This is a genomic window from Pseudomonas sp. NPDC085632, assembly GCF_044541255.1.
In the GTDB taxonomy this organism is placed as follows: Bacteria; Pseudomonadota; Gammaproteobacteria; order Pseudomonadales; family Pseudomonadaceae; genus Aquipseudomonas.
Genome location: NZ_JBITSX010000028.1, coordinates 31,460 through 51,484 on the forward strand (window position 1 = coordinate 31,460; position 20,025 = coordinate 51,484).

8 protein-coding genes are annotated in these 20,025 nt (G+C 59.5%); 5 read left to right on the plus strand and 3 right to left on the minus strand.

Going from position 1 to position 20,025, the window contains the following annotated elements; translation table 11 throughout:
- Positions 1-2 precede the first annotated feature (2 nt).
- The 5 genes from ACIF4X_RS18165 to ACIF4X_RS18185 are packed head-to-tail and all read left to right on the plus strand — an operon-like array spanning position 3 to position 5,883.
- Positions 3-947, plus strand: coding sequence for a DUF58 domain-containing protein (locus ACIF4X_RS18165; RefSeq protein ID WP_116029096.1), 945 nt, complete (start codon positions 3-5; stop codon positions 945-947).
- A complete protein-coding gene (locus tag ACIF4X_RS18170) occupies positions 944-1,441 on the plus strand; it encodes a DUF4381 domain-containing protein (protein WP_064119837.1) in 498 nt (165 codons plus the stop codon). The genes ACIF4X_RS18165 and ACIF4X_RS18170 overlap by 4 nt, the downstream gene beginning before the upstream one ends.
- The gene (locus ACIF4X_RS18175) at positions 1,434-2,513 is read left to right on the plus strand and encodes a vWA domain-containing protein (RefSeq protein ID WP_397483199.1); all 1,080 of its coding nucleotides are present in this window, start codon (positions 1,434-1,436) and stop codon (positions 2,511-2,513) included. Before ACIF4X_RS18170 ends, ACIF4X_RS18175 begins: the two co-directional genes overlap by 8 nt.
- Entirely contained in the window at positions 2,510-4,249 is a 1,740-nt protein-coding gene (locus ACIF4X_RS18180) for a tetratricopeptide repeat protein (protein WP_397483200.1), read from the plus strand. The genes ACIF4X_RS18175 and ACIF4X_RS18180 overlap by 4 nt, the downstream gene beginning before the upstream one ends.
- The gene (locus ACIF4X_RS18185) at positions 4,246-5,883 is read left to right on the plus strand and encodes a BatD family protein (protein ID WP_397483201.1); all 1,638 of its coding nucleotides are present in this window, start codon (positions 4,246-4,248) and stop codon (positions 5,881-5,883) included. The genes ACIF4X_RS18180 and ACIF4X_RS18185 overlap by 4 nt, the downstream gene beginning before the upstream one ends.
- Positions 5,884-6,099: 216 nt before the next feature.
- Here ACIF4X_RS18185 and ACIF4X_RS18190 read toward each other — a convergent pair whose 3' ends face one another.
- The 3 genes from ACIF4X_RS18190 to ACIF4X_RS18200 form a co-directional block, all read right to left on the minus strand.
- A complete protein-coding gene (locus tag ACIF4X_RS18190; RefSeq protein ID WP_077573237.1) occupies positions 6,100-6,402 on the minus strand; it encodes a hypothetical protein in 303 nt (100 codons plus the stop codon).
- A gap of 73 nt (positions 6,403-6,475) precedes the next feature.
- Positions 6,476-6,817 carry a hypothetical protein gene (locus tag ACIF4X_RS18195; protein WP_397483202.1) on the minus strand — a complete coding sequence of 114 codons (342 nt, stop codon included), beginning with the start codon at positions 6,815-6,817 and terminating at the stop codon, positions 6,476-6,478.
- Positions 6,814-19,854 (minus strand): hemagglutinin repeat-containing protein, encoded by a 13,041-nt coding sequence (locus ACIF4X_RS18200; protein ID WP_397483203.1) that lies wholly within the window; start codon positions 19,852-19,854, stop codon positions 6,814-6,816. The genes ACIF4X_RS18195 and ACIF4X_RS18200 overlap by 4 nt, the downstream gene beginning before the upstream one ends.
- Positions 19,855-20,025: the final 171 nt, after the last annotated feature.

Consider the following 20,025-nt stretch of genomic DNA (forward strand, 5'->3'; position numbering starts at 1 on the left):
CCATGAATGCCCCCTTGCCGTCCGAACCGGGCATCCGCGTCAGCCTCGCCGAGCTGATCGAGATGCGCCACCGCGTGCGTGAAGTGCAGCTGTTTTCCACGCCGAGCCAGCGCAGCCCGCTGATCGGTTTGCATCATTCGAAATTCCGTGGCCGTGGGGTCGATTTCGACCAAGTGCGGGTCTATCAGGCTGGCGACGACGTGCGCACCATCGACTGGCGCGTGACGGCGCGCACCCAGGAACCGCACACCAAGCTGTTCCACGAAGAACGCGAGCGGCCGATTTTCATCATGGTCGAGCAAAGCACACGGCTGTTTTTCGGTTCCGGGCTGATGTTCAAATCGGTACTCGCGGCGCAAGTGGCAGCGCTGATCGGCTGGGCTGCGCTCGGCCACAATGACCGCGTTGGCGGGCTGGTGTTCGGTGACAACGAGCACTACGAAATCAAGCCGCGGCGCAGCAAGCAGAGCCTGCTGCAATTGCTCAACCGTCTGGTCAAGGTCAATCAATCGCTGCACAGCGAGCGTGAGCCGGATCGCGATGCGTTTGGCGTGGCCTTGCGCCGTGCTCGTGAAGTGCTGCGCCCGGGCAGCCTGGCCATCGTGATCTGCGACGAACGTGCACTCTCCGACAGCGCCGAACAACAGCTCAGCCTTTTATCGCGTCATTGCGACCTGTTGATGTTGCCTATTTCCGATCCGCTGGACCACGCCCTCCCCGCTGCCGGCCTGCTCCGATTCGCCGAACGCGGCGCACAACTCGAACTCGACACGCTGAATTTCGATCTGCGCCAAACCTATCGCGCCCAGGCCGAAGCACGCATCGCCCGCTGGGAACTGCTCGCGCAAAAGCTGCGGGTTTTGCTGATGCCGCTGAGTACGCAAAGTGAAATGGTCGAGCAGATGCGCGAGTTCCTCAATCCGCAGCGTCCGGGGAAAGGTCGATGAACGGCCTCGAACAACTGCAACCGCTGATCTCGCCGCCACCGATCGCCTTCTGGCCGCCAGCGCCGGGCTGGTGGCTGCTGCTGTTGTTATTGCCGCTGCTCGGTTTCGCCGCGTGGAAGCTGCGCCGTTTCATCCCAATGAAGAAGCGCCCGATCGTGCGTGCCGAGCAGCCACTCGACCCGGTGCGCATCGCCGCCCTTGCTGAACTCGCGCAGATGCCCAAACCCTACGACGGTGCCCCGGCCGGCGCGTGGTTGCAACAACTCAACGGCCTGCTCAAACGCCTGTGCCGCAACCACTATCCCTACAGCCAGAGCCACACCCTCAACGGGCGGAAATGGCTGGCCTTTCTCGATAACCGTTGCCCGGCGGCCGGTCTGACCCGTTGGATGGTGCTGGTCGAGGGCGCGTACAAACCGGAATGCAAACTCGATGACAAAGCCATCGCCGGCCTGACCCAGGCGGTCGACACGTGGATTCGCAAACATGTTTGAGTTCGCCTGGCCGTGGATCTTTGTGCTGTTGCCGCTGCCGTGGCTGATGCGCCTGGTGCTGCCGGTGGCCGACAGCGGCGAGCCGGCCTTGAAAGTCAGTTTCCTGTCTGACCTCGAAGGCCTCGCCCGCCGTCGCGCTCGTGCCAATCTGCCCGCCTGGCGTCAACAAGCGCCATTCATGCTGTTGTGGCTGTTGCTGCTGACTGCCGCCGCGCGCCCGCAATGGCTCGGCGAACCTCTGCCGATTGCTGCCAGTGGGCGAGATCTATTGGTGGCGGTGGACGTGTCCGGCTCGATGGATTTCCCCGATATGCAGTGGCAGGACGAAGAGGTCAGCCGTCTGTCGCTGGTGCAGCATCTGCTCGGCGACTTCCTCGAAAGCCGCGATGGCGACCGGGTCGGCCTGATCCTGTTCGGCAGTCAGGCCTACCTGCAAGCGCCGCTAACCTTTGACCGCCACACTGTGCGCGTCTGGCTCGACGAAGCGCGTATCGGCATTGCCGGCAAGAACACCGCCATCGGCGATGCCATCGGTCTGGCGCTGAAACGCCTGCGCCTGCGTCCGGCGCAAAGCCGCGTGCTGATTCTGGTCACTGACGGCGCCAACAATGGCGGCGAAATCGATCCGCTGACGGCGGCAAAACTGGCCGCCAGCGAAGGCGTGAAAATCTATCCGATCGGTATCGGCGCCAATCCCGAAGACAGCGGCTCGACCGGCCTGCTCGGCGTCAATCCGAGCCTGGACCTCGACGAGCCGGCGCTCAAAGCCATCGCCGATGTCACCGGCGGCCAGTATTTCCGCGCCCACGACGGCAAAGAGTTGCAAGCGATCAAAGACACCCTCGACCAGCTTGAACCCGTCACCCAGCAACCGACCCAGGCACGCCCGGCGCAAGCCTTGTATCACTGGCCATTGGCGCTGGCCCTATGGTTGAGCCTGTTGCTGGTCGCCCGTGAATTGTGGCCGGACAACCCGCTGCAACGCCTGTTCACCAAGGAGCTGTATCTGCAAAGTCCGCTGCCTGACTGGCGTGAGCGCCTCAAGCGCCTGCGTCTGCGGAGGCGCCGATGATTGCGCTCTGGCCGCACTGGTTCCGTCCGTGGTGGTTGCTGTTGCTGCCGCTGCTGGGCTGGCTGATCTGGCAACTCTGGCACCGGCAGAAACGCGCCGGGCGCTGGCAGATGATTTTGCCGCCAGCATTTCATGCCACCCTGCTCAGCGGCGGCAATGGGCGTGACAGCAAACTGCCGTGGATCGCCCTTGGCCTGGCGTGGTTGCTGACCATTCTCGCGCTGCTCGGGCCGAGTTGGGAGCGCGTTGAACAGACCAGCCAGAAAGCCGCCGATCCGCTGGTGGTGGTGCTGGAACTGACCCCGGAAATGCTCGCCACGGACTCGCCGCCGACGCGTCTGGAACAGGCGCGACGCAAGCTGTTCGACCTGTTGCAGGCACGCAGCGATGCGCAGACCGCCATCGTCGTCTACGCCGGCAGCGCACACACGCTGGTGCCGCTGTCGGATGACCTGGCGACCAGTCGCAATTTGCTCGATGCGCTCAAACCGTCGTTGATGCCGGAAAGCGGCCATCGTGCCGATCTCGCCGTGAGCAAAGCGCTGGCCCTGCTGAAACAAGGCGCGCTCGGTCAGGGGCGGATTCTGTTGATCGGCTCGTCGCTTGATGAACAGGAACGCCAAGGCATCCGCCGCGCGCTGAGTGGGCAATCGACGCAACTGTTGATGCTCGGCGTCGGCACCGCCGAAGGTGCGCCGATTGCTCAGGAGGACGGCAGTTTCCTCAAGGACGAACAGGGCGCGATTCGTGTGCCGCAACTCGACAGTCCGGGCCTGAGCGCATTCCTCAACAGCGTCGGCGGTGAATACCACCCTGCCCGTCTCGACGAAGCGGATCTCGGCGCGCTCGGCCTGCTCAACGGTCCGCGCAGCCTGCGCGACGACGGCCAGACCGTGCGCCTCGACACCTGGGCCGATCAGGGTTACTGGCTGCTGTTGCCGCTGTTGCTGCTCGCGGCCTGCGCCGGGCGGCGCGGCTGGTTGTTCTGCCTGCCTTTGCTGTTGTGCCTGCCGCAGCCCAGCTACGCTTTTGACTTTGAGGATTTGTGGCTGCGCCCCGATCAACAGGGTCTGCACCTGCTCAAACAGAAGCGCCCGGCCGAGGCGGCGCAACATTTCGAAGATCACCAGTGGCAAGGGGTGGCGTTGTACGAGGCCGGCGACTACAGTGGCGCCGCTCAGCGTTTCGCCGAAGGCAGCGATGCCCGCGCCCACTACAATCGTGGCAATGCGCTGGCGAAAAGTGGTGAGCTGGAAGCGGCGATCGACGCTTATGAACAAGCTCTGGAACTGCAACCGGATTTGCGTCCGGCGCAGACCAACAAGGCGCTGGTGGAAAATCTGCTCAAGCAGAAAAACACACCGCCACCCGCCGAGCCGGACACCAGGCCGAGCGAGCAGCAAAGTCTGCCGGGCGACGAACCCGCGCCCGCGACCACGCCGCCGCCCGCCGTGAACAGTGAAACGCAGAGCCCGTCGCAGCCTGTCGAACCGGCCAGCGAACCGCCACCGACCACGCCGCCGCAGCCAGGCCCCAACGAAGTGCCGGGCAGCGACGAGGAAGAACAAACGGACACCGTGCCGACGCTGCGCCCGAGTGAAGACAACCTCGAAGGCGAGCAGCGTCAGGCACTGGAACAATGGCTGGGCAAGATCCCGGATGACCCGGGCGAATTGCTGCGACGCAAATTCTGGTACGAACAGCAACAACATCAGGATCAGGAAAACACTCGATGACCCGCTTCACCGCTCTCTTGCTGCCCCTGCTGCTCTGCACGGCCACCGCCCAGGCGGCCGAGCTGACCGCCAGTGTGGATCGCAGTCGCCTGAACTCCGGCGAGACGGTCGAACTCACCCTCGAAACCAGCGACGTCACCCAGTTCGGCAAACCTGATCTGACCGCGCTGGAAGCGTTGTTCGAAGTGCGGGGCACGCGGCAGGTCAACCAGCTCAACACGCTCAATGGCGACAACCGCGCGACCACGCGCTGGATCATCACCCTGCTGCCCAAAGAGAACGGCAGCGTGGTGATCCCGCCACTGCAACTGGGCGACGCGCAGAGCCAGCCGATCACCGTGCAAGTGGTCGAAAGCGACACCCGCGAGAACCAGAACAGCCTTGATCCGGTGTTCATCGAAGCCAGCCTCGACCAGTCCAGCGTCTACGTGCAGGCGCAGGCGATCCTGACGTTGCGCATCTACCATTCGGTGTCGCTGTACGACGACAGCAGCCTGACCCCGCTGCAAATCGCCGATGCGCGTATCGAACAGCTCGGCGACACGCGCACCTACGAAAAAGACCTCAACGGCGTGCGCCACGGCGTGATCGAAATGCGCTACGCGATCTACCCGCAGCACAGCGGTTTGCTGACCATTGCGCCGCAGACCTTCAGCGCCACACTGGTCGATACGCAGCCGTCTCAGGATGCCAATGCGCAGGGGCCGAAGCCGGGCAAACTGATGCGCGTCAGTTCCGCCGAAATCCCCCTGACCGTCAAACCCAAGCCACTGACCTACCCGGTCGACGCGCCATGGTTGCCCGCGCGCAGCCTGAGCCTGAGCGAAAGCTGGAACCCGGAACCGGAACACACTCAGGTTGGCGATTCGATGACGCGCAGCCTGACCCTGAAAGTCGAAGGCCTCGCCAGTTCACAACTGCCAGCGCTGCCCGCTACCGACGTCAACGGCCTGCGCCGCTACCCCGACCAACCAGTGCTGAGCAACCAGAGCACTGACCGGGGCATCGTCGGCAGCCGCGAAGAACGCGAAGCACTGGTGCCAAGTCGCAGCGGCGCCATCGACTTGCCGACGGTGGACGTGGTCTGGTGGAACACCTTCGAAGACCATCTGGAACACAGCAGCCTGCCCGCACGCACGCTGCAAGTAGCCAACAATCCGAGCCTGCAAGTCGACACCCCGGCCGGCAATTTGCAACCGAGCATCGTCGATAACGATGTGTTGTGGTGGTGGAAACTCAGCACGCTAGTCCTCGCCTGCACCACCCTGCTCGGCTTCGGCCTGTGGTGGCGTGCGCGTTGGCAACCGGCGGTGCATCGCGCCGCACAAACCGGCCCGAGCCCGCGCACGTTGATGGATGACATCAAGCGTGCGAGCCAGGCCAATGATCCGCAAGCGACGCGGCAGGCACTGGATGCGTGGGCGCGTCAGCAGCCGGAGACACTGGCGGACATGGCAGCGCGGTTTGTGCCGCTATCCGACGCCCTCGACGGTCTCAACGGCGCGCTGTACAGCGAGACGGGGCAGCATTGGCAGGGTGAGGATTTGTGGCGGGCGATTCGGGCTATTCCGGCGGCGGAACGGGTGCAGGATCCGGTGGGTGACAGTGGGTTGCCGCCGCTTTATCCGAAGTGAACGCACGATCCCACAACGAACACTTGAGGGATGTATTGGCAGGTCGGACTTGCAACGATCTTGACGTTCGCCTGCCGAAGGGCAGGAAGAAACTCCCCCCTCGGGCTGGATAAACAGGCATCACTCTGGGCCTGTCGTGCTGCGCCGGTCAGACAAACGACAGGTGGCCAGAGCCACCCGTTCGTTTCCCGGAACGCGGCAATGCGGCGTCCCCGATCAATACTTGAATTTCGTTTTCACTTGTTCGCCTTCGCGATAAGAGAGAACAAACGCCTTCCAGGGTTCACCGCGTTTGACTGCGTTTGCCTGCAATTGATCGACCAGACGAAGAATTATCGCCCCGTTTATATCGGTTTCGGCGTTCCAGTCCTCAATTCCGTCTTTCTCGACGGCTAATTCCGTTTCTATATAGCCCTCACCCAGCTCAACACCGTATCGGAACGCGTCATAGCCATGGACGATGCCTGCCTCGACCAATTGGAAAATCTCTTCGAAAATTTTTATATCTTCAGTGATCACTAAATAACCTCCGGAATTTGATGGTGTAAAACGGGGAGGGATTTACCCCGCCCGAGATCCAGCCAGCGGCCTCTTAATCCGAGACTTTTTCGTAATCAAAACCTTTGGGGATTTCCGGCCAAAAAGGTTTTTTTACCAACGCATCGAGATCGTCATAAATATCGCGAAAAAAATTAGCCAGATCCATGAAGTCCACACGTGAATTCATCAGCGCAACTTTCAACATGACATCGTCTGCATTTTCCTTGGCGGATGCCGCTCTGGACATATTGTAGAAAGCGTTTCCCAACCTTTCCGAAAGCTCAGCCTCCCAGTCCAGCTTGTAATCGGCCTCCAAACTATTGCCATCAAAGCTACCCGTCTTTTCTTTCACCAATTGGATGATCAGGTTTTTCACCGACTCGAAATCGTTCATCTCAATTTTCTCCCATCGGCAAGGGCCTTAGCCGTTTTCTCATTGTTTTTTGAGCCATCCAAATTCAAGACGTACTTCACATCACCAAATTTATCGAACACTTCCAAATGGTCTTTATGAAGATTATCCAAATAAATCTGGTCGCCTTTCTTAATATTTGGGGCAATTTTCTCGGTCGCTTGATAAACGGTCTGACCTTGAAATCTCTTTGAGGTTTTTCTAGTAGCGTCGGCTAATTGGCCGCCAAAACCTGGCTGATTGAAAAAGTCCTCCATTTTTTCAATTTTCGTTACTTGGGGTCGAGTCGGAGGGGATGCTGGATCAGAACCAGAGTTTTTGCCACCCGTTTTTCTACTGACCTCAAGCACCCGACCGGTCGCCTTGACTCCCAAGGCCTTAAACTCACCTAACGCCGCATCAATCAGAAAACGCGAGGCAACGACATAGTTATCACCTTCCAGAGGATACTTGACGGTGTTGCCATTCTCATGCTCACCCTTTGCAAGCTCGTTGCTCTTCCTCAGGCTTTCCTCTGATTGACCGGTAAAGAAGGCTGCCAATTTAATCGCTGCGCCATCTTTTAACTCTTCAACTTCCTTTCCTGCTGCGGCATTAATCAGAGCGTTTGCAGTAAAGCTCACCATGAATTTCATGGGTCCCATTACAGCTTGAGCTGCAATGGCAACGGTTTTGAGCTGATCACGTTTTTCCTCCGGCAATGAATTGGCCAGCACGAGCAGGTCACCCAGTTCTGAAAGGGCCGCCTGCCCCATGGGAATGACCTTCTCGCTCACGGTGATCCTATCGAGATAGACGACGTTGGTTCCCCCGCTACCGTCGTTCTTGGATTCAATGATGATGTTGCCCTGATCAACCTCCTTCGCCATTTCCTTATCGTAATCGGCTGCCAGATCGGCAAATCGCTTGAGTCCAGCAAGCACTTCGGGGTCAAGGGAATCCATATCCGAAGGATTCTTCCCCTGCCGAACAAAGTTCTTCGTGACGGCCAGTGCCTGCTCATCACCAAGCTCATTGCGAAGCGAAGGAGACACCTCACTGATATCAACTAGCTGAGCATTGATTGCCAGTTTCAGATTTTGCAGAAAGCTGGCACCGGCCAAAGCCTGGTTGAGCATGTTCTTCTTGAAATCAGTAACGCTTTCGCCCCAACGCTCCAGCGTCTCTAACGGATGGCTAACGGCATCAATGGAGGAACTGCTCGCATACAACGTCGTGCGATGCTCCTCATCCTTGGTGATCTCATAGGCCTTGTTCACATCACGATTAAGACCCGCCGTGGAATCCTGGCCGGTAGCCTTGTCGTTACGCACGACAATCTGACCTTCACCCACGGTGGCATTCAGCGTCTGCTGACGATCCTTGTCGTACTTGTAGCCCTCCACGGCCCAGCTGTTTTTGCTCTCGCCTTCCATGCCCTTGTTCGGCTTGTCGGCTTGGGCGCCACCGCCCCCGCCATAACTGCCGCTGACATTGAGGTAATAACCGTGCTCGTTATCCTTGCCGGTGATGTTGCGGTAGCCGAGGGTGTCAGTGTCGAGTTTCAGGTTGCCGTTGTCAGCGCTGATCACCGAGCCATCGAGTTGCGTATGTTTTTCGGTACGGATGTCGACTTTGCTTTTGCCACTGATAACCGTCTGATTGTCGACCCAGTTGGTCTTGCCGTTGGTCTCGCCATAACCCAGCGAGCCGCTGACCGTTGCACCGAAGCTCACCGCGACCGTCAGGCTGGCGTCGAACTCCTTGCCTTCGACCTTGCCGGTGTTCGGCACAGAGGTCACGGTCAGGTTGCGACCGACATCACCGATAACTTCATCACCGCGCAGGGTCGCGCCAGCGATATTGGTATCGCGACCGCTTTCGAAACCCAGTTTGTTGCCGGCATACAGATAAGCTTCTTGCTGTTTGACGCCCTCACGGTTGAGATCGCCGATACCCACATTCGCCGAACCATAAACACCGAAGCCGTCCTGGCCGGCGATGATGCCGCCCTCCGCGCCCCAGCTACGCCGATCGTGCGAACTCTCGTAAGCGTTTTGCGCCGAGAGAATATTCAGATCGTTACCGGCCTTGAGGGAGATATCCCGCTCGGCGGTGGCCCGAGTGCCGATCAGCGTCAGATCGTTTTCCGCGTCAAGGTTGATGCTGCCACCGGCGTTCAACTGAGTGGCCGTCGAGGTGCCCTGAGTCGATTTGTCTACGGTGCCGGCATTGCTGACACCTACGCCCAGTTTGAAGCCGCCGGTGGTGCCCCCTTTGACGCCGCCTTTGCTCTGGGTCGAATGCCCGTCGCTGCTTTCCGAGCCGTGCGCGACATCAAAGGTGATGTCCTTGCCTTTGACGTTGATGTCACGGCCGGCATTGAACTGGCTACCGCTGACGTTGACGTTGTTGCCAGCGTCCAGCGAGATGTCATTGCCTGCAGAAAGTGTCGATGGACGTTGAGTGACCGACGTCTGAGTCTGGCTGGAACTGACGCTCGATCCACCGATATGTCCGTCAAATTTCGGTCCACTGAAGAACTGATCCAGCGTATCAACCGACTTCAGTACGCTTGAGCCTTTGCTGACCCCATCTTCACCTTTGCCAGTGCCTTTGAGGCCATCCATGGTGTTGCCGATGTTGTAGGCCGTGGTCACGGTGAGACCGTTGCGTTTGATGCTGTCACGGATAGTAACTTCGCTGGCCTCTTCCTTGGCATCGATGTTGATGTCGCGATCAGCCTTGAGCCGGATGTTGTTCTCGGCGGTCAGATCGGAACCTTGCTGGTTGATGTCGCGACCGGCGTTTACATTGATGTTCATCCCGGCGTCGATGGAACTGCCCGCAGCGGTGTAGCCCTTGCTGTTGACGCCATGTTGAAGGGTTTCGCTGCCAACGAACGTGGTGAAGGCATTGCTGTCGATGGTCTGTTTGATCCCGACGCTTTTGTCCGTCTCCCAAGTATTGCTGCGCTGCTGATCGATCGAGGCAACCACGTTGACATCGCGGCCGGCATCGAGCGAAACGCTGTTATCGGCACTGATTCCACTGCCAATGACGTTGATGTCGCGAGATGCATTGAGAATCGCATCGTGCCCGGCATTGACCTGGCTGCCAATGCTGTTGGAACTGACGACTTCACGTCCGCCATTGTGCGAGGCACCGACGGTAATATCGGCTCCCAGCCCCGGAGTACCGGCAAAGACACCAATGGTGTCCTTGAGCGACATACCCAGTTTTTTCTTGTATTCCTCGGCTCGGCTGTACGCTTGGTCATCCGCAGACGACAGGGTGATATCACCCTCCTTGTCCACGAGACCCGCATGCAGTTCAGCATCATTGTCAGCGTTGACTTCACTGGCGTTCAGACGAACATCGCGTCCTGCCAGGACCACGGCATCATGCCCGGCGTTCAACTGGCTACCGACTTGAGTAACAGCAGTCTGTAAGTGGCTGCTGCCACTTTTCGACAGGCCGAAAGTACCGGTCTTGGTTTTCTTGGTGTAAGAGCCGGATTCTTCTGTAGCGGAAAGAACAGCCACATCGTTGGTCGCACCGACGACGAGGTCTTTGCCGGCGTTCAATTGACTACCGATGATGGTGACATTGCGCCCGCCATCCAGACTCACGGCGCCGTCTTCGTCCTTGGACGAGTTGACGGTCAAGTCACGTCCAGCCTCGATCACGGAAGCTACGTTCTCGCTCTCATAACTTTCTGTCGTGGTGGTTTTGCTGCGCCCGAACGAGCCCTTTTTCTTCTTGTAGTAATAAGAAGAACTTTCGTCTTTGGCCGAGGCAACGGTGATGTCCTGAGCCGCATCGAGGCTGACATCTTCCGTAGCCTTGATCCGACTGGCGATGATGCCCAGATCATTACCCGCGTTCAGCGCGATATCGCGACCGGCGTTCAATACCGACGACTGTTGCGTGATGCTGTGGGTTTCGTTCGCGCGCTTCTTGCTGCGCGAGACGTAATCACTCTCGTCGGCGGCCGAAGTAATGACAATGTCATGGCCTGAATCGACGCTGAGATCGCGCTTGGCATCCAGCCGACTGGCCACAATCGCCACGTCACGATCAGCACTGATCGACAGATCCCGCCCGGACGTCACTTCAGCGCCGTGCTGAGTAATCGTCTGATTGAGGAAATTGCTACCCCGCGCGTCCGTGTAGCGATCCTGAACCGAGGTGATGTTCACATCGCGATCAGCGTCGAGCGTCATGTCCCGACCGCTTTGCAGCACGCCGCCGATGTTGTTGATGTCTTTGCCGGACTTGATCGTCAGGTCGTTGGCTGCCTCGATCCGGGCGGCGTTATCCAGGTAGTCACGGTGCAACACGTTGCCGCGGCCGGTCAGGTCGAAGCCGGTCACGTCACGCTGGTTGATCACACTGCCGTTGGTGGCGGTCAGGCTGACGTCCTTGCCGGAGATGATGCCGCCGGACTTGTTGATGATGTCGTTGCCAGCCTTGAGCGTCAGACGTTCACCCGCTTCGATCAAACCGGTGTTAGTGAGGTTGTTACCCGCTTCGGCCGACAGATTGTTGGAGGCCCGAAGCGTACCGGCGTTGTCCAGATCGCCACCGGCAATCAACGTCACATCGTTGCCCTGAATCAACGCCCCGTTTGGCGCCAACCGGTTATTCGCCTGAGCCAGATACAGCACCGGCACCAGCACTTTCTCACCATTCACTTCGTGCTCTTCGAGCCAGACGATGTCGTGGGTCAGTGCCGCCACTTGTTGCGCGGTCAGCGTGACGCCCACCGACAGGTTGAGCTGATCCTTGCTGGCGATGGCGTTGTTCATCAGGTACTTGAACATCGCTTCGTCGGAGGTCTGGCCGTCGATGAAACGCTGTCCCGTACGCTCGACGACCGCTTGCTGGATCATCCGCTGTTCGAAGAAACCGTCGCCCAGGCGCTTGGCGCTGTTGTCCGGGTCGTAGCCGAGTTTTTGCAGCAAGTAATCCGAACTTTCGAATTTCTTCAGGTCGGTGAGTACCGGGTTGGTTTCGATCAGGTATTTGTGCGGATTGGAGCGCACGCTGGTATCGGGCAGGCCTTTTACCGGAGGTGCGTAGATCAATGCATTGCCACGATTAGGCAGTAGCACACCGACGGGGCCGTCAGCGGCGGTTGCACCCACGTTGAATTGAGCGGTTCTGTCGTTGAGATTCAGCGAGGCGGCATCGCTCAGCGCCAGATCGCGTTTTTTTATCGACACCGGGTCGGTGTTGTCGAACTGGAACTGGGTCGACGGCCGAGCGGGCATGCCGACCGTATGATGTGTCGACTCGCCGGACAGCGTATCGATGGTCCAGGACGGTGCAGGCACCAAGGATTGTTCGCTACCACCTTTGCCGCTCAGGCGGAACATGCCGTTGTCACCGACCGGCAGGCTGAAGCCGGGTAATGTCAGCGGGTTGACCTGTTGTTGTGCCAAGTCCGGTGGCAGTTGGCTGTTGAGGCTGATGACGGTGGTTTTACCGGTGCCGCCAGCGCCGGTATTGGCGTTGCGTGAGGTGCTGGCGGCGCCTGAACTGTAGGCCTTTTCAACACCGTTGCTGATTTTGTTGCTGGCGTTGATGGTGACATTGCCGGCGGCCTGAATGATCGCCGAGGCGAATCCTGAAGGATCGGAGGTGACGATCTTTTCATTGAACACGGCATTCTTTATGAAGTCTGGAGCTTCCGTTCTGACTCCCGAGGAATAGAGAGAATCTCCGAACTTGACGGCCTGACTCTGTTTATTCAAAGAAATGATGGTCGAGCCGAACGTCTGGAACCAGTTGTCAGCCTCACCCTTGGCACCATATCTGACGACCTTGGAAACTACCCGTGAGTCGTCTTCATTGGCGTTCCAGAAATGCAGATCCTTGTTGTAGTCCGCATCGTTGTACATGTTGTACTCAACGACTTCGTTCCACTGGGCAACGGAGAGCCCTCCATTGACGTATTTGCGGGAAACGTAATCGCCAGTGGCAGTACCCGAGTTCTCGAAGTTGGCCACGTTGATGTTGATGTTTCCAGAAGCGGCGATCGACGAGTTCGAATTCAGGAACGATCCACCCACAGCATCAAAGTTTTTTCCGGCAGTAATGGACGCGGCTTTGGAGCTTTCCCCCTCCGAAATGCTTACCTTGAACTTTTGCTCCCAGACCAGGTGAGACGGTAATTTGCCTCCTTGCAGATCTGTCCAGTTAAGCGGGATCTGATCACACGAATAGCAACGCACCCCAATATCCGACGAGTACAGCTCGGAAATCGTCTTGTACTGATCTCTACGGTTAACAATCGAGTCGGCCTTGATCGAGAAGTCGCCGGTGCTCTCCATCGTCCCGGAAAGGTTCTCCACCGTCGCCGCGCGATTACCGGCATCGTCCCGCGCAATATCGATTGCGCCGAGGCTGTAAACGTCGGATTTCTTATTGCTGAAGCTGCCCACGCGAAGCTTCATGTCGCCACCGCTGAACAGGAACCCACCCTGATCGTTGAGCAGTGATGAGGCCGTCAGCTTCATACCCGACGCGCCTGCGAGCGTGCCGTAGTTGTTAACGGTGCCGGCATTGAGGACAAGATTATTGGCAGCGGTCAGGCGGCCATAGTTGTTGACGATCGCCAGGCCACCGCGTGCGCCTACGGTCGTATTGCCTCCGGCCGCGATACTCGTAGCGCTGGTAAGGTTGAGGGTGGAGGCGTCGAGTTGCAGATCGCCCAGACTGCTCGTGCGACCGTTGCCGCCGTAATTGACGCTCAGCTGAATATCGACGCTGCCATCACTGGCAATCAAGCCTTCATTCGTCCAGTTACCGCCACGTCCCACCAGTTGATTGGAAGCGAGCAACTGCCCGCTCGCGGTCTGCACAAAGTTGCCGACGTTGACCGTCAACCGCCCGGCCTGAATCACGCTACTGTTGGTCCAGCTGTCCGCATTCAGGGTCAAGCCGCCACGGGTCACCAGCGAGCCGCCGGCGTTCATCACGTTGGCGGTGGAGATGCCGAACTCGCCCAGACCGACATGCGTCACCGAACCGCCGGCATTGAGAAAGCTCGGTGCCGCGAGGGTGAAATCGGTGTTGGCGGTTTCCACCAGACCGTTGCGGTTGTCGAACAGGCTGCCGATCTGGAAATCGGTTTTGCCGCTGGTGCCGAGCGCGCGCAGTTTGCCGCCCTGGTTGTCGAGGTTGGCCGCGCGAATCGCCAGTGTGCCGGCGCTTTCGATCAGGCCGCTGCGGTTGCTCAGATTGCCGTCGGCACCCAGCTCGATGCTGCTGCCGCTGATCTGGCCGTTGTTGTTGCTCATCAAGCCAGCGATGGTTTTCACCACGCCACGGGCATAGATCCCGCCGCCGCTGTTGTCGAGGGTGTTGCCGCCCGCGTTGAGCAGGATGTTGCCGGTGTTGGCGGCGATTCGTCCGCCGTCGCTGTAGATGCCACCGAGCGCTTGCAGGTCGAGGCGACTGCCTTCAATTTTGCCGCCCTGGCCGTTGCGCAATACGCCGCTCAATCGGGTTTGCAGCAGACCTTTGAGGCTTGAAAGCGCCCCGCCACGGCTGTCGAGGCTGGCGGCGGTGAGGGTCAGGTCGCCGTTCTGGGCGATGATTTTGCCGCCCTGGTTGTCGATCGCGCCGCTGCCGGTGTTCACGCTCAGCGCGGTCATGCTTTGCACCGCGCCTTGGGCATTGTTCAGTGCGGCGGCGTTGAGGGTCACGCCAGCATAGCGGCTGGACAGTAAGCCGTCCGCGTCGTTGCGCAGCGTGCCACCCACGGTAAGATCCAGTTGACCGTTGGCCGACACGGTGCCGAGTTGGCTGTTGTTCATATCGCCGCTGGTGAGCAGGCTTAGCAGGGTCTGGCTGATCAACTGGCCACCCTGGTTGTCGACGCTGGCGGAGCGTTTGATCAGCAGCGCTCCCGTGCTGCCCAATGCGCCATCGACGTTGGTCAGGGCACCGAGCAAATCGAGGGTGACGCTGTCGTCACCGACCAGCCTGCCTTTCGTGTTATTCAGCTCGCCACCGGTAAAGCTCAGGGCCTTTTTGGCCATGACGTTGCCGGAACTGTTATTCAGGCTGGCCGCACGGATATCGAGGGTGTCGCCACTTTTGATCAAGCCCCCGGCAGCGTTATTGATCACGCCGCCGCTCAGGGTCAGGGTTTGCTTACCTTCACTGCTGACCGTGCCGCCGCTGTTATCCAGACTCGCGGCGGTGATGCTCACTTCGCCGAGGCCGCCGATGCCGCCCATGCTGTGGTTGAGCAAGGCGCCGCTCAGGTCGATATTGACGTTACCGAGTTGGCTGGAGATGGCGCCCTCCAGGCTGTTGTCGACGGTGCCGCCGCTGACGCCCACACCTTTCCAGCCGGAGAGCAGACCGCCCTGATTGTTCAGATCGGCCGCTTCCACGGTCAGTTGACCGTTGCTGATCAGGTTGCCGCCACGGTTATCGAGGCGGTTGCCAGTGAGGCTGAAGCTGTTGACGCTGGAGATTTCGCCCTGCTGGTTATTCAGGTCACGCAGGGTGGCGATGCTCAGCACGCCTTTGCTGTTGATCACGCCGTTCTGGTTATTCAGGTCGCGCAGATGGGCAATGCTCAACCCGCCCTTGCTGCTGATCACTCCGTTCTGGTTGTTCAGGTCCTGCGCGCTGGCGCCCAGATCGATCGACGCGCCGGAAACACCCACCAGCGTGCCGCCCTGATTGTTCAGGCCGGTGCTGTTGAGGGTCAGTTGTTGTGCGGCGCGAATGCTGCCTTTGTTGGTGTTTTTCAGCAGGCCATCGACAGTCACCTCGATGTCGCTGTCACTGAGCAACACGCCGCCGTCGCTGTTATCCAGACTCGCCGCGCGAACCTGCAACGCCGCAGCGGCAATCGTGCCTTTGATCGAGGTCAGTGCATTGTCGAGGGTCAGGGTGAGTTTCTGGTTGCTCAGCAGTTGGCCGCCGCTGTTGTCCAGCGACTTGGCGATCAGTTCAAAAGCCTTGTCGCTGGAAATCTCGCCGCCACGGTTGTTCACGTCGGAGAGGTTTTTCAGGAGTAACTGGTCCGGCGCGTTGATCACGCCGCCCTGATTGTTCAGCGTGCCGCCGTTCAGATCGACACTGACGGTGCCGCCGCTGAACAGTTTGCCGCCCTGCTGGTCGAGGCCTTGGACATTGGCGGTCAGCATCTTGCCGGCGCCGAGGCTGCCTGCGGTGTTGGTCACCTGACCGGCATTGATCTCAACGTGGTCGGCCGCGTAAATATTCGCTTGGCTGTTGTTGAGTTCGCCAGTGCTGATGTTCAGGCTGGACTTGCTGCTGATTACACCTTTTTGCTGGTTATCCAGCGTGCTGCTGTTGAGGGTGAGATCGCCATCGGTCAGCAGGCTGCCGCCCCGGTTGCTGATGGCGCCGCGCGTGTCGACGGTGAGCGCTTTGGCACTGGAGACGGTGCCGGCGTTGTTGTTGAGACTTTGCGCGGTGATCGCCAAAGCGCCTTCGTTGACGAGGCTACCCTGCGCGTTGTTCAGATCCCCGGAGAGATTGATCGCAAGGTCTTTCTGGCTGGTCAGACGTCCGCTGTTTTCCAGCGTCTTGCCGCTCAGCGTCAGCCCGGTGTCACCGGACAGCAGGCCTTTGTTGCGGTTGATGACGTCGTTGACGGTCAAAGCCAGATTGCCGCCGGCGAGCATGTAACCGCTGTCACTGTTATCCAGCCACGCACCGATCAGGCTGACATCGCTTTTGCTCGACAGCTCGCCGCTACGGTTGTCGACGCGAGCCACGTTGAGGTTCAGCGCTTTTGTTGAGCCGATCAGGCCTTCCTGACGGTTATCCAGACTGGCGGCGGTGATCGTCAGGCCGTTGTCGGCGATGACCACACCGTTGTGGTTATCGAACATGCCAGTCACGCTGAAATCGACATCGCCGCGCACACGGATATCACCGCTGGAGTTGTTCAACGTATCGCTGCGACTGTCGAGGCTGGCGGAAGCAATCAGACCTTTGACGTTGCTCAGCGCACGTTCGATGACCAGGGTGAGTTTTTCGTTGCTGAGCAGTTTGCCGCCGTCGTTATTCAGGCTTTGCGCGTTGACGCTCCAGGCCTTGGCGGCGGAGATTTCGCCGGCGCTGTTGTTGACGTCCTTGAGGTTTTTCAGCAGCAACTGGCCCGGCGTATGGATGTTGCCGCGCTGGTTGTCGAGCAGACCGTTGTGCATGTCCAGGGTCAGGTCGCCATTGCTGAACAGCTCGCCGCCGTCCTGCGCCAGTGAGGTCAGCGAAACTTCGAGTTTCTGCTGACTGCCGAGGCTGCCGCCGGAGTTGTCCAGGTGCGCGGCGGTCAATAATAGGGAGCCATCGGTGGCGATGCTGCCGCCCTGGCGGTTCTTCAACTCACCGGTAGTCAGGGTCGAATCAGCCTTGGCACTGATGATGCCGTTGGCGCTGTTATCGAGACTGCCGCTTTTAAAGGTCAGGCCTTTCTGCGAAACGATCAGGCCGCCCTGACTCAGCACGGCACCGCTGGCGGTCAGTGCCATCGCGTCAAGGCTCGACAGTTTGCCCAGACGGTTGTCGAGGCTGCCGGCGTTAAGGGTCATCTGCCCTTCGCTACTGATCAGGCCTTGCTGGTTGTCCATGGCCCCGTCGAAAGTCAGCCCGACAGTGTTCTGGCTGACGATGCGCCCGCCGACGTTGCTCAAACCGGTGCCGCTGAGGGTGCTCGCGCCTTTGCTGAAAATCAGGCCGTTAGTGGCGTTGATGATCTGCGCGACTTTCAGCGCCAGTGTGGTGTCGGACAGCACCTTGCCGCCGTCGCTGTTGTCCAGGCGCGAACCATTGATGTGCAAATCCAGTTGGCTGGACAGTGTGCTGGCGCGGTTGTCGATCTGCTCGACGTTGACGGTCAGGGTCTTGAGCGAGCCGACCAGACTGTCCTGATGGCTGTTGAGGGTTTTGCCGGTCAGCAGCAGATTGCCTTCGGCGACCAGTTCACCGTGCTCTTGATTGAGGGTGTCGATGTTGGCGTCGATATCGCCTTTGGCGGAAACCCGTCCGCCATCGTTGGTCACTGCTTTGGCTTTGAGGCTCAACGCACCGCTTGAGGTGAGCAGGCCGCCATTGCTGTTGTCGAGTGTGTTGCCATCGACGGTCAGCGCCGTCTTGCTTTCGAGGCGGCCCTTGTCTCGGTTGTCCAGGTTGTCGATCAGCAGTTTTGCCGCCTGATCGGCACGCAGGGTGCCGCCACGGTTGTCGGTGTTGGCGCTGCTGACGGTCAGCGTGTCGAGGCTGGAAATCTTGCCAGCACGGTTATCCAGGCGCGTGGCCTGCACGTCCATGGCGCCGTTGGCCTGGATCAGGCCCTTGTTCTGGTTGTTCAGTTGCTCGCTGATCCGCGTGGTCAGCGTGCCTTCGCTGGTCAACTGGCCCTGCTGGCTGTTGTCGAGCTGTTGGGCTTTTAGCGTGAGATTCTGTTTGGCGCCGATCTTGCCGGTGCGGTTGTTGATCGCACCGACCGCGCTGATGTCGAGTAGACGGCCGGCGCTCATCAGGCCGGCAACGTTGTCCAGCGAGGTGACGTTGAGAACCGCGTCGGTCTGGCTGCTGAGTTCGCCGTTGCTGTTGATCAGTTGACCGATGTTGGCGGTGAGGCTGGCGTTGCTGGTGATCACGCCTTGGCTGTTGAGCACCCGCGCGGCATTGAGGTTCAGGGTGCCGTCGCTCTGCACTTTGCCGGCATTGCGGTTGTCCAGCGTGCCGGCACTGATCGCAGCGGTTTGGCCGCTGAGCGTGCCGCCCTGGTTGCTCAGGGTTTGCGCGGTGTTGACGGTCAGATTGCGGCTGGCGGTGAGGCTTTTGCCGGTGTTGTCGAGGCTCTGCGCAGTGAGGCTCAGATCGCCGCTGGCATTGCGGCTGCCGTCGGCGTTGACGCCGGCTTCGATGGCGCCAGCGTTGGTCAGTTGGCCGCCAGCGCTGAGAGTGATGCTGTCGCGGGCCGCGAGGGTCTGGCGGTTGGTCAGGTTGCCTTGGGTTTGCACATTGACGCTGGTGCCGGCGTAAACCGGGCCGCGTGCATCGAGGCTGGCGGCTTTGACGTTGACCGCGCCAGTGGCCGAGGCGTCGGCCAGACTCAGTTGGCCATTGGCATCGAGCTGAATATCGCCGCCGCTGGCAATCAGTTTGCCGTCGAGTTTCACCCCGACCCCGGCCTCGGTGCCGACCAGTTTGATCGCGCCGGCGTACATGCCACCCAGCGCCGAAGAATCGATGGCCAGTTGCGGTTTGCCGCTGCCGTCATCGGCGCGGGCCGTAGCATTCAGGGTTTGTGCGTTTACGTCGTTGCGACCGGCAACAATCGTCAGGTTCTGCGCCTGAAGTTGCGCGTTGATCTTCGCGCTGCGGGTGATGATTTCGAAACGGTCAACGTTGGTGGCATTGAGGCCCGCGCCTTCAATAGCGACGCTGCCCTGATCAACTTGAAAGCGATCCAGTCGGCCGTTATCGAGTACTGGTTTGCCGGTAGTCAGCGTGACGCGCGGCGAGTTGATGAAACCGCAACCGTTGCAAGTAATGCCGTAAGGGTTAGCAACAATGACCCGCGCCGACTGCCCCGCCACTTCGGTGTAACCGCGCAACTGGCTCGGATTGCCGCTGATGACTTCGTTGAGAATCGCCTGCGCCGAACCGCTGTTTTTCAGGTTCGGGTTATCAATGATGTGCCCGCCCAACTGCGTCAGATTATTCTGCGTCGAGCCGTTGTTGAGGATCAGCCCCTGCGCACCGACGTTGTAATCGTGGAACTGGTTGTGCGACAGGCCGCTGGCATTGGGCGTGGCGATGTTGATGATCGGCACGCCATTACCGGCGCGATCCAGCGAGGTATTCGGGTTGGCCACGACGATGCCGTCGGCCTGCGCCCACATCGGTTGCCAGAACATGACGTTCGCCAAGAGAAACGCCAGCCCGCGCTTGGGCATGCCGAGGAAAGACTCGCGTTTTTTTACGGCAGCAGAAGGCTGATGCGCGAGGAAGGCGTACTGGCGAACGTCCATGTTGAAGATCTCTTTGCAACGGGCAGTAATAGTTGGATTGACGGCAGGCGCACTACTTGCTGACAGGCACGCACTCGGGTGGCGGTCAGTGCAATGATGAGAAGAAAGGGAAATGACGTAATGACAGTCGATCACGGACCAGACTGTGGAAGGTCCGATCGCACCTTTACA

What these genes read in the sequence shown, in the direction of transcription:
- ACIF4X_RS18200 (WP_397483203.1), bottom strand. Translation starts at nt 19,854, where the DNA reads ATGGACGTTCGCCAGTACGCCTTCCTCGCGCATCAGCCTTCTGCTGCC.
- ACIF4X_RS18195 (WP_397483202.1), bottom strand. Translation starts at nt 6,817, where the DNA reads ATGAACGATTTCGAGTCGGTGAAAAACCTGATCATCCAATTGGTGAAA.
- ACIF4X_RS18170 (WP_064119837.1), top strand. Translation starts at nt 944, where the DNA reads ATGAACGGCCTCGAACAACTGCAACCGCTGATCTCGCCGCCACCGATC.
- ACIF4X_RS18185 (WP_397483201.1), top strand. Translation starts at nt 4,246, where the DNA reads ATGACCCGCTTCACCGCTCTCTTGCTGCCCCTGCTGCTCTGCACGGCC.
- ACIF4X_RS18165 (WP_116029096.1), top strand. Translation starts at nt 3, where the DNA reads ATGAATGCCCCCTTGCCGTCCGAACCGGGCATCCGCGTCAGCCTCGCC.
- ACIF4X_RS18180 (WP_397483200.1), top strand. Translation starts at nt 2,510, where the DNA reads ATGATTGCGCTCTGGCCGCACTGGTTCCGTCCGTGGTGGTTGCTGTTG.
- ACIF4X_RS18175 (WP_397483199.1), top strand. Translation starts at nt 1,434, where the DNA reads ATGTTTGAGTTCGCCTGGCCGTGGATCTTTGTGCTGTTGCCGCTGCCG.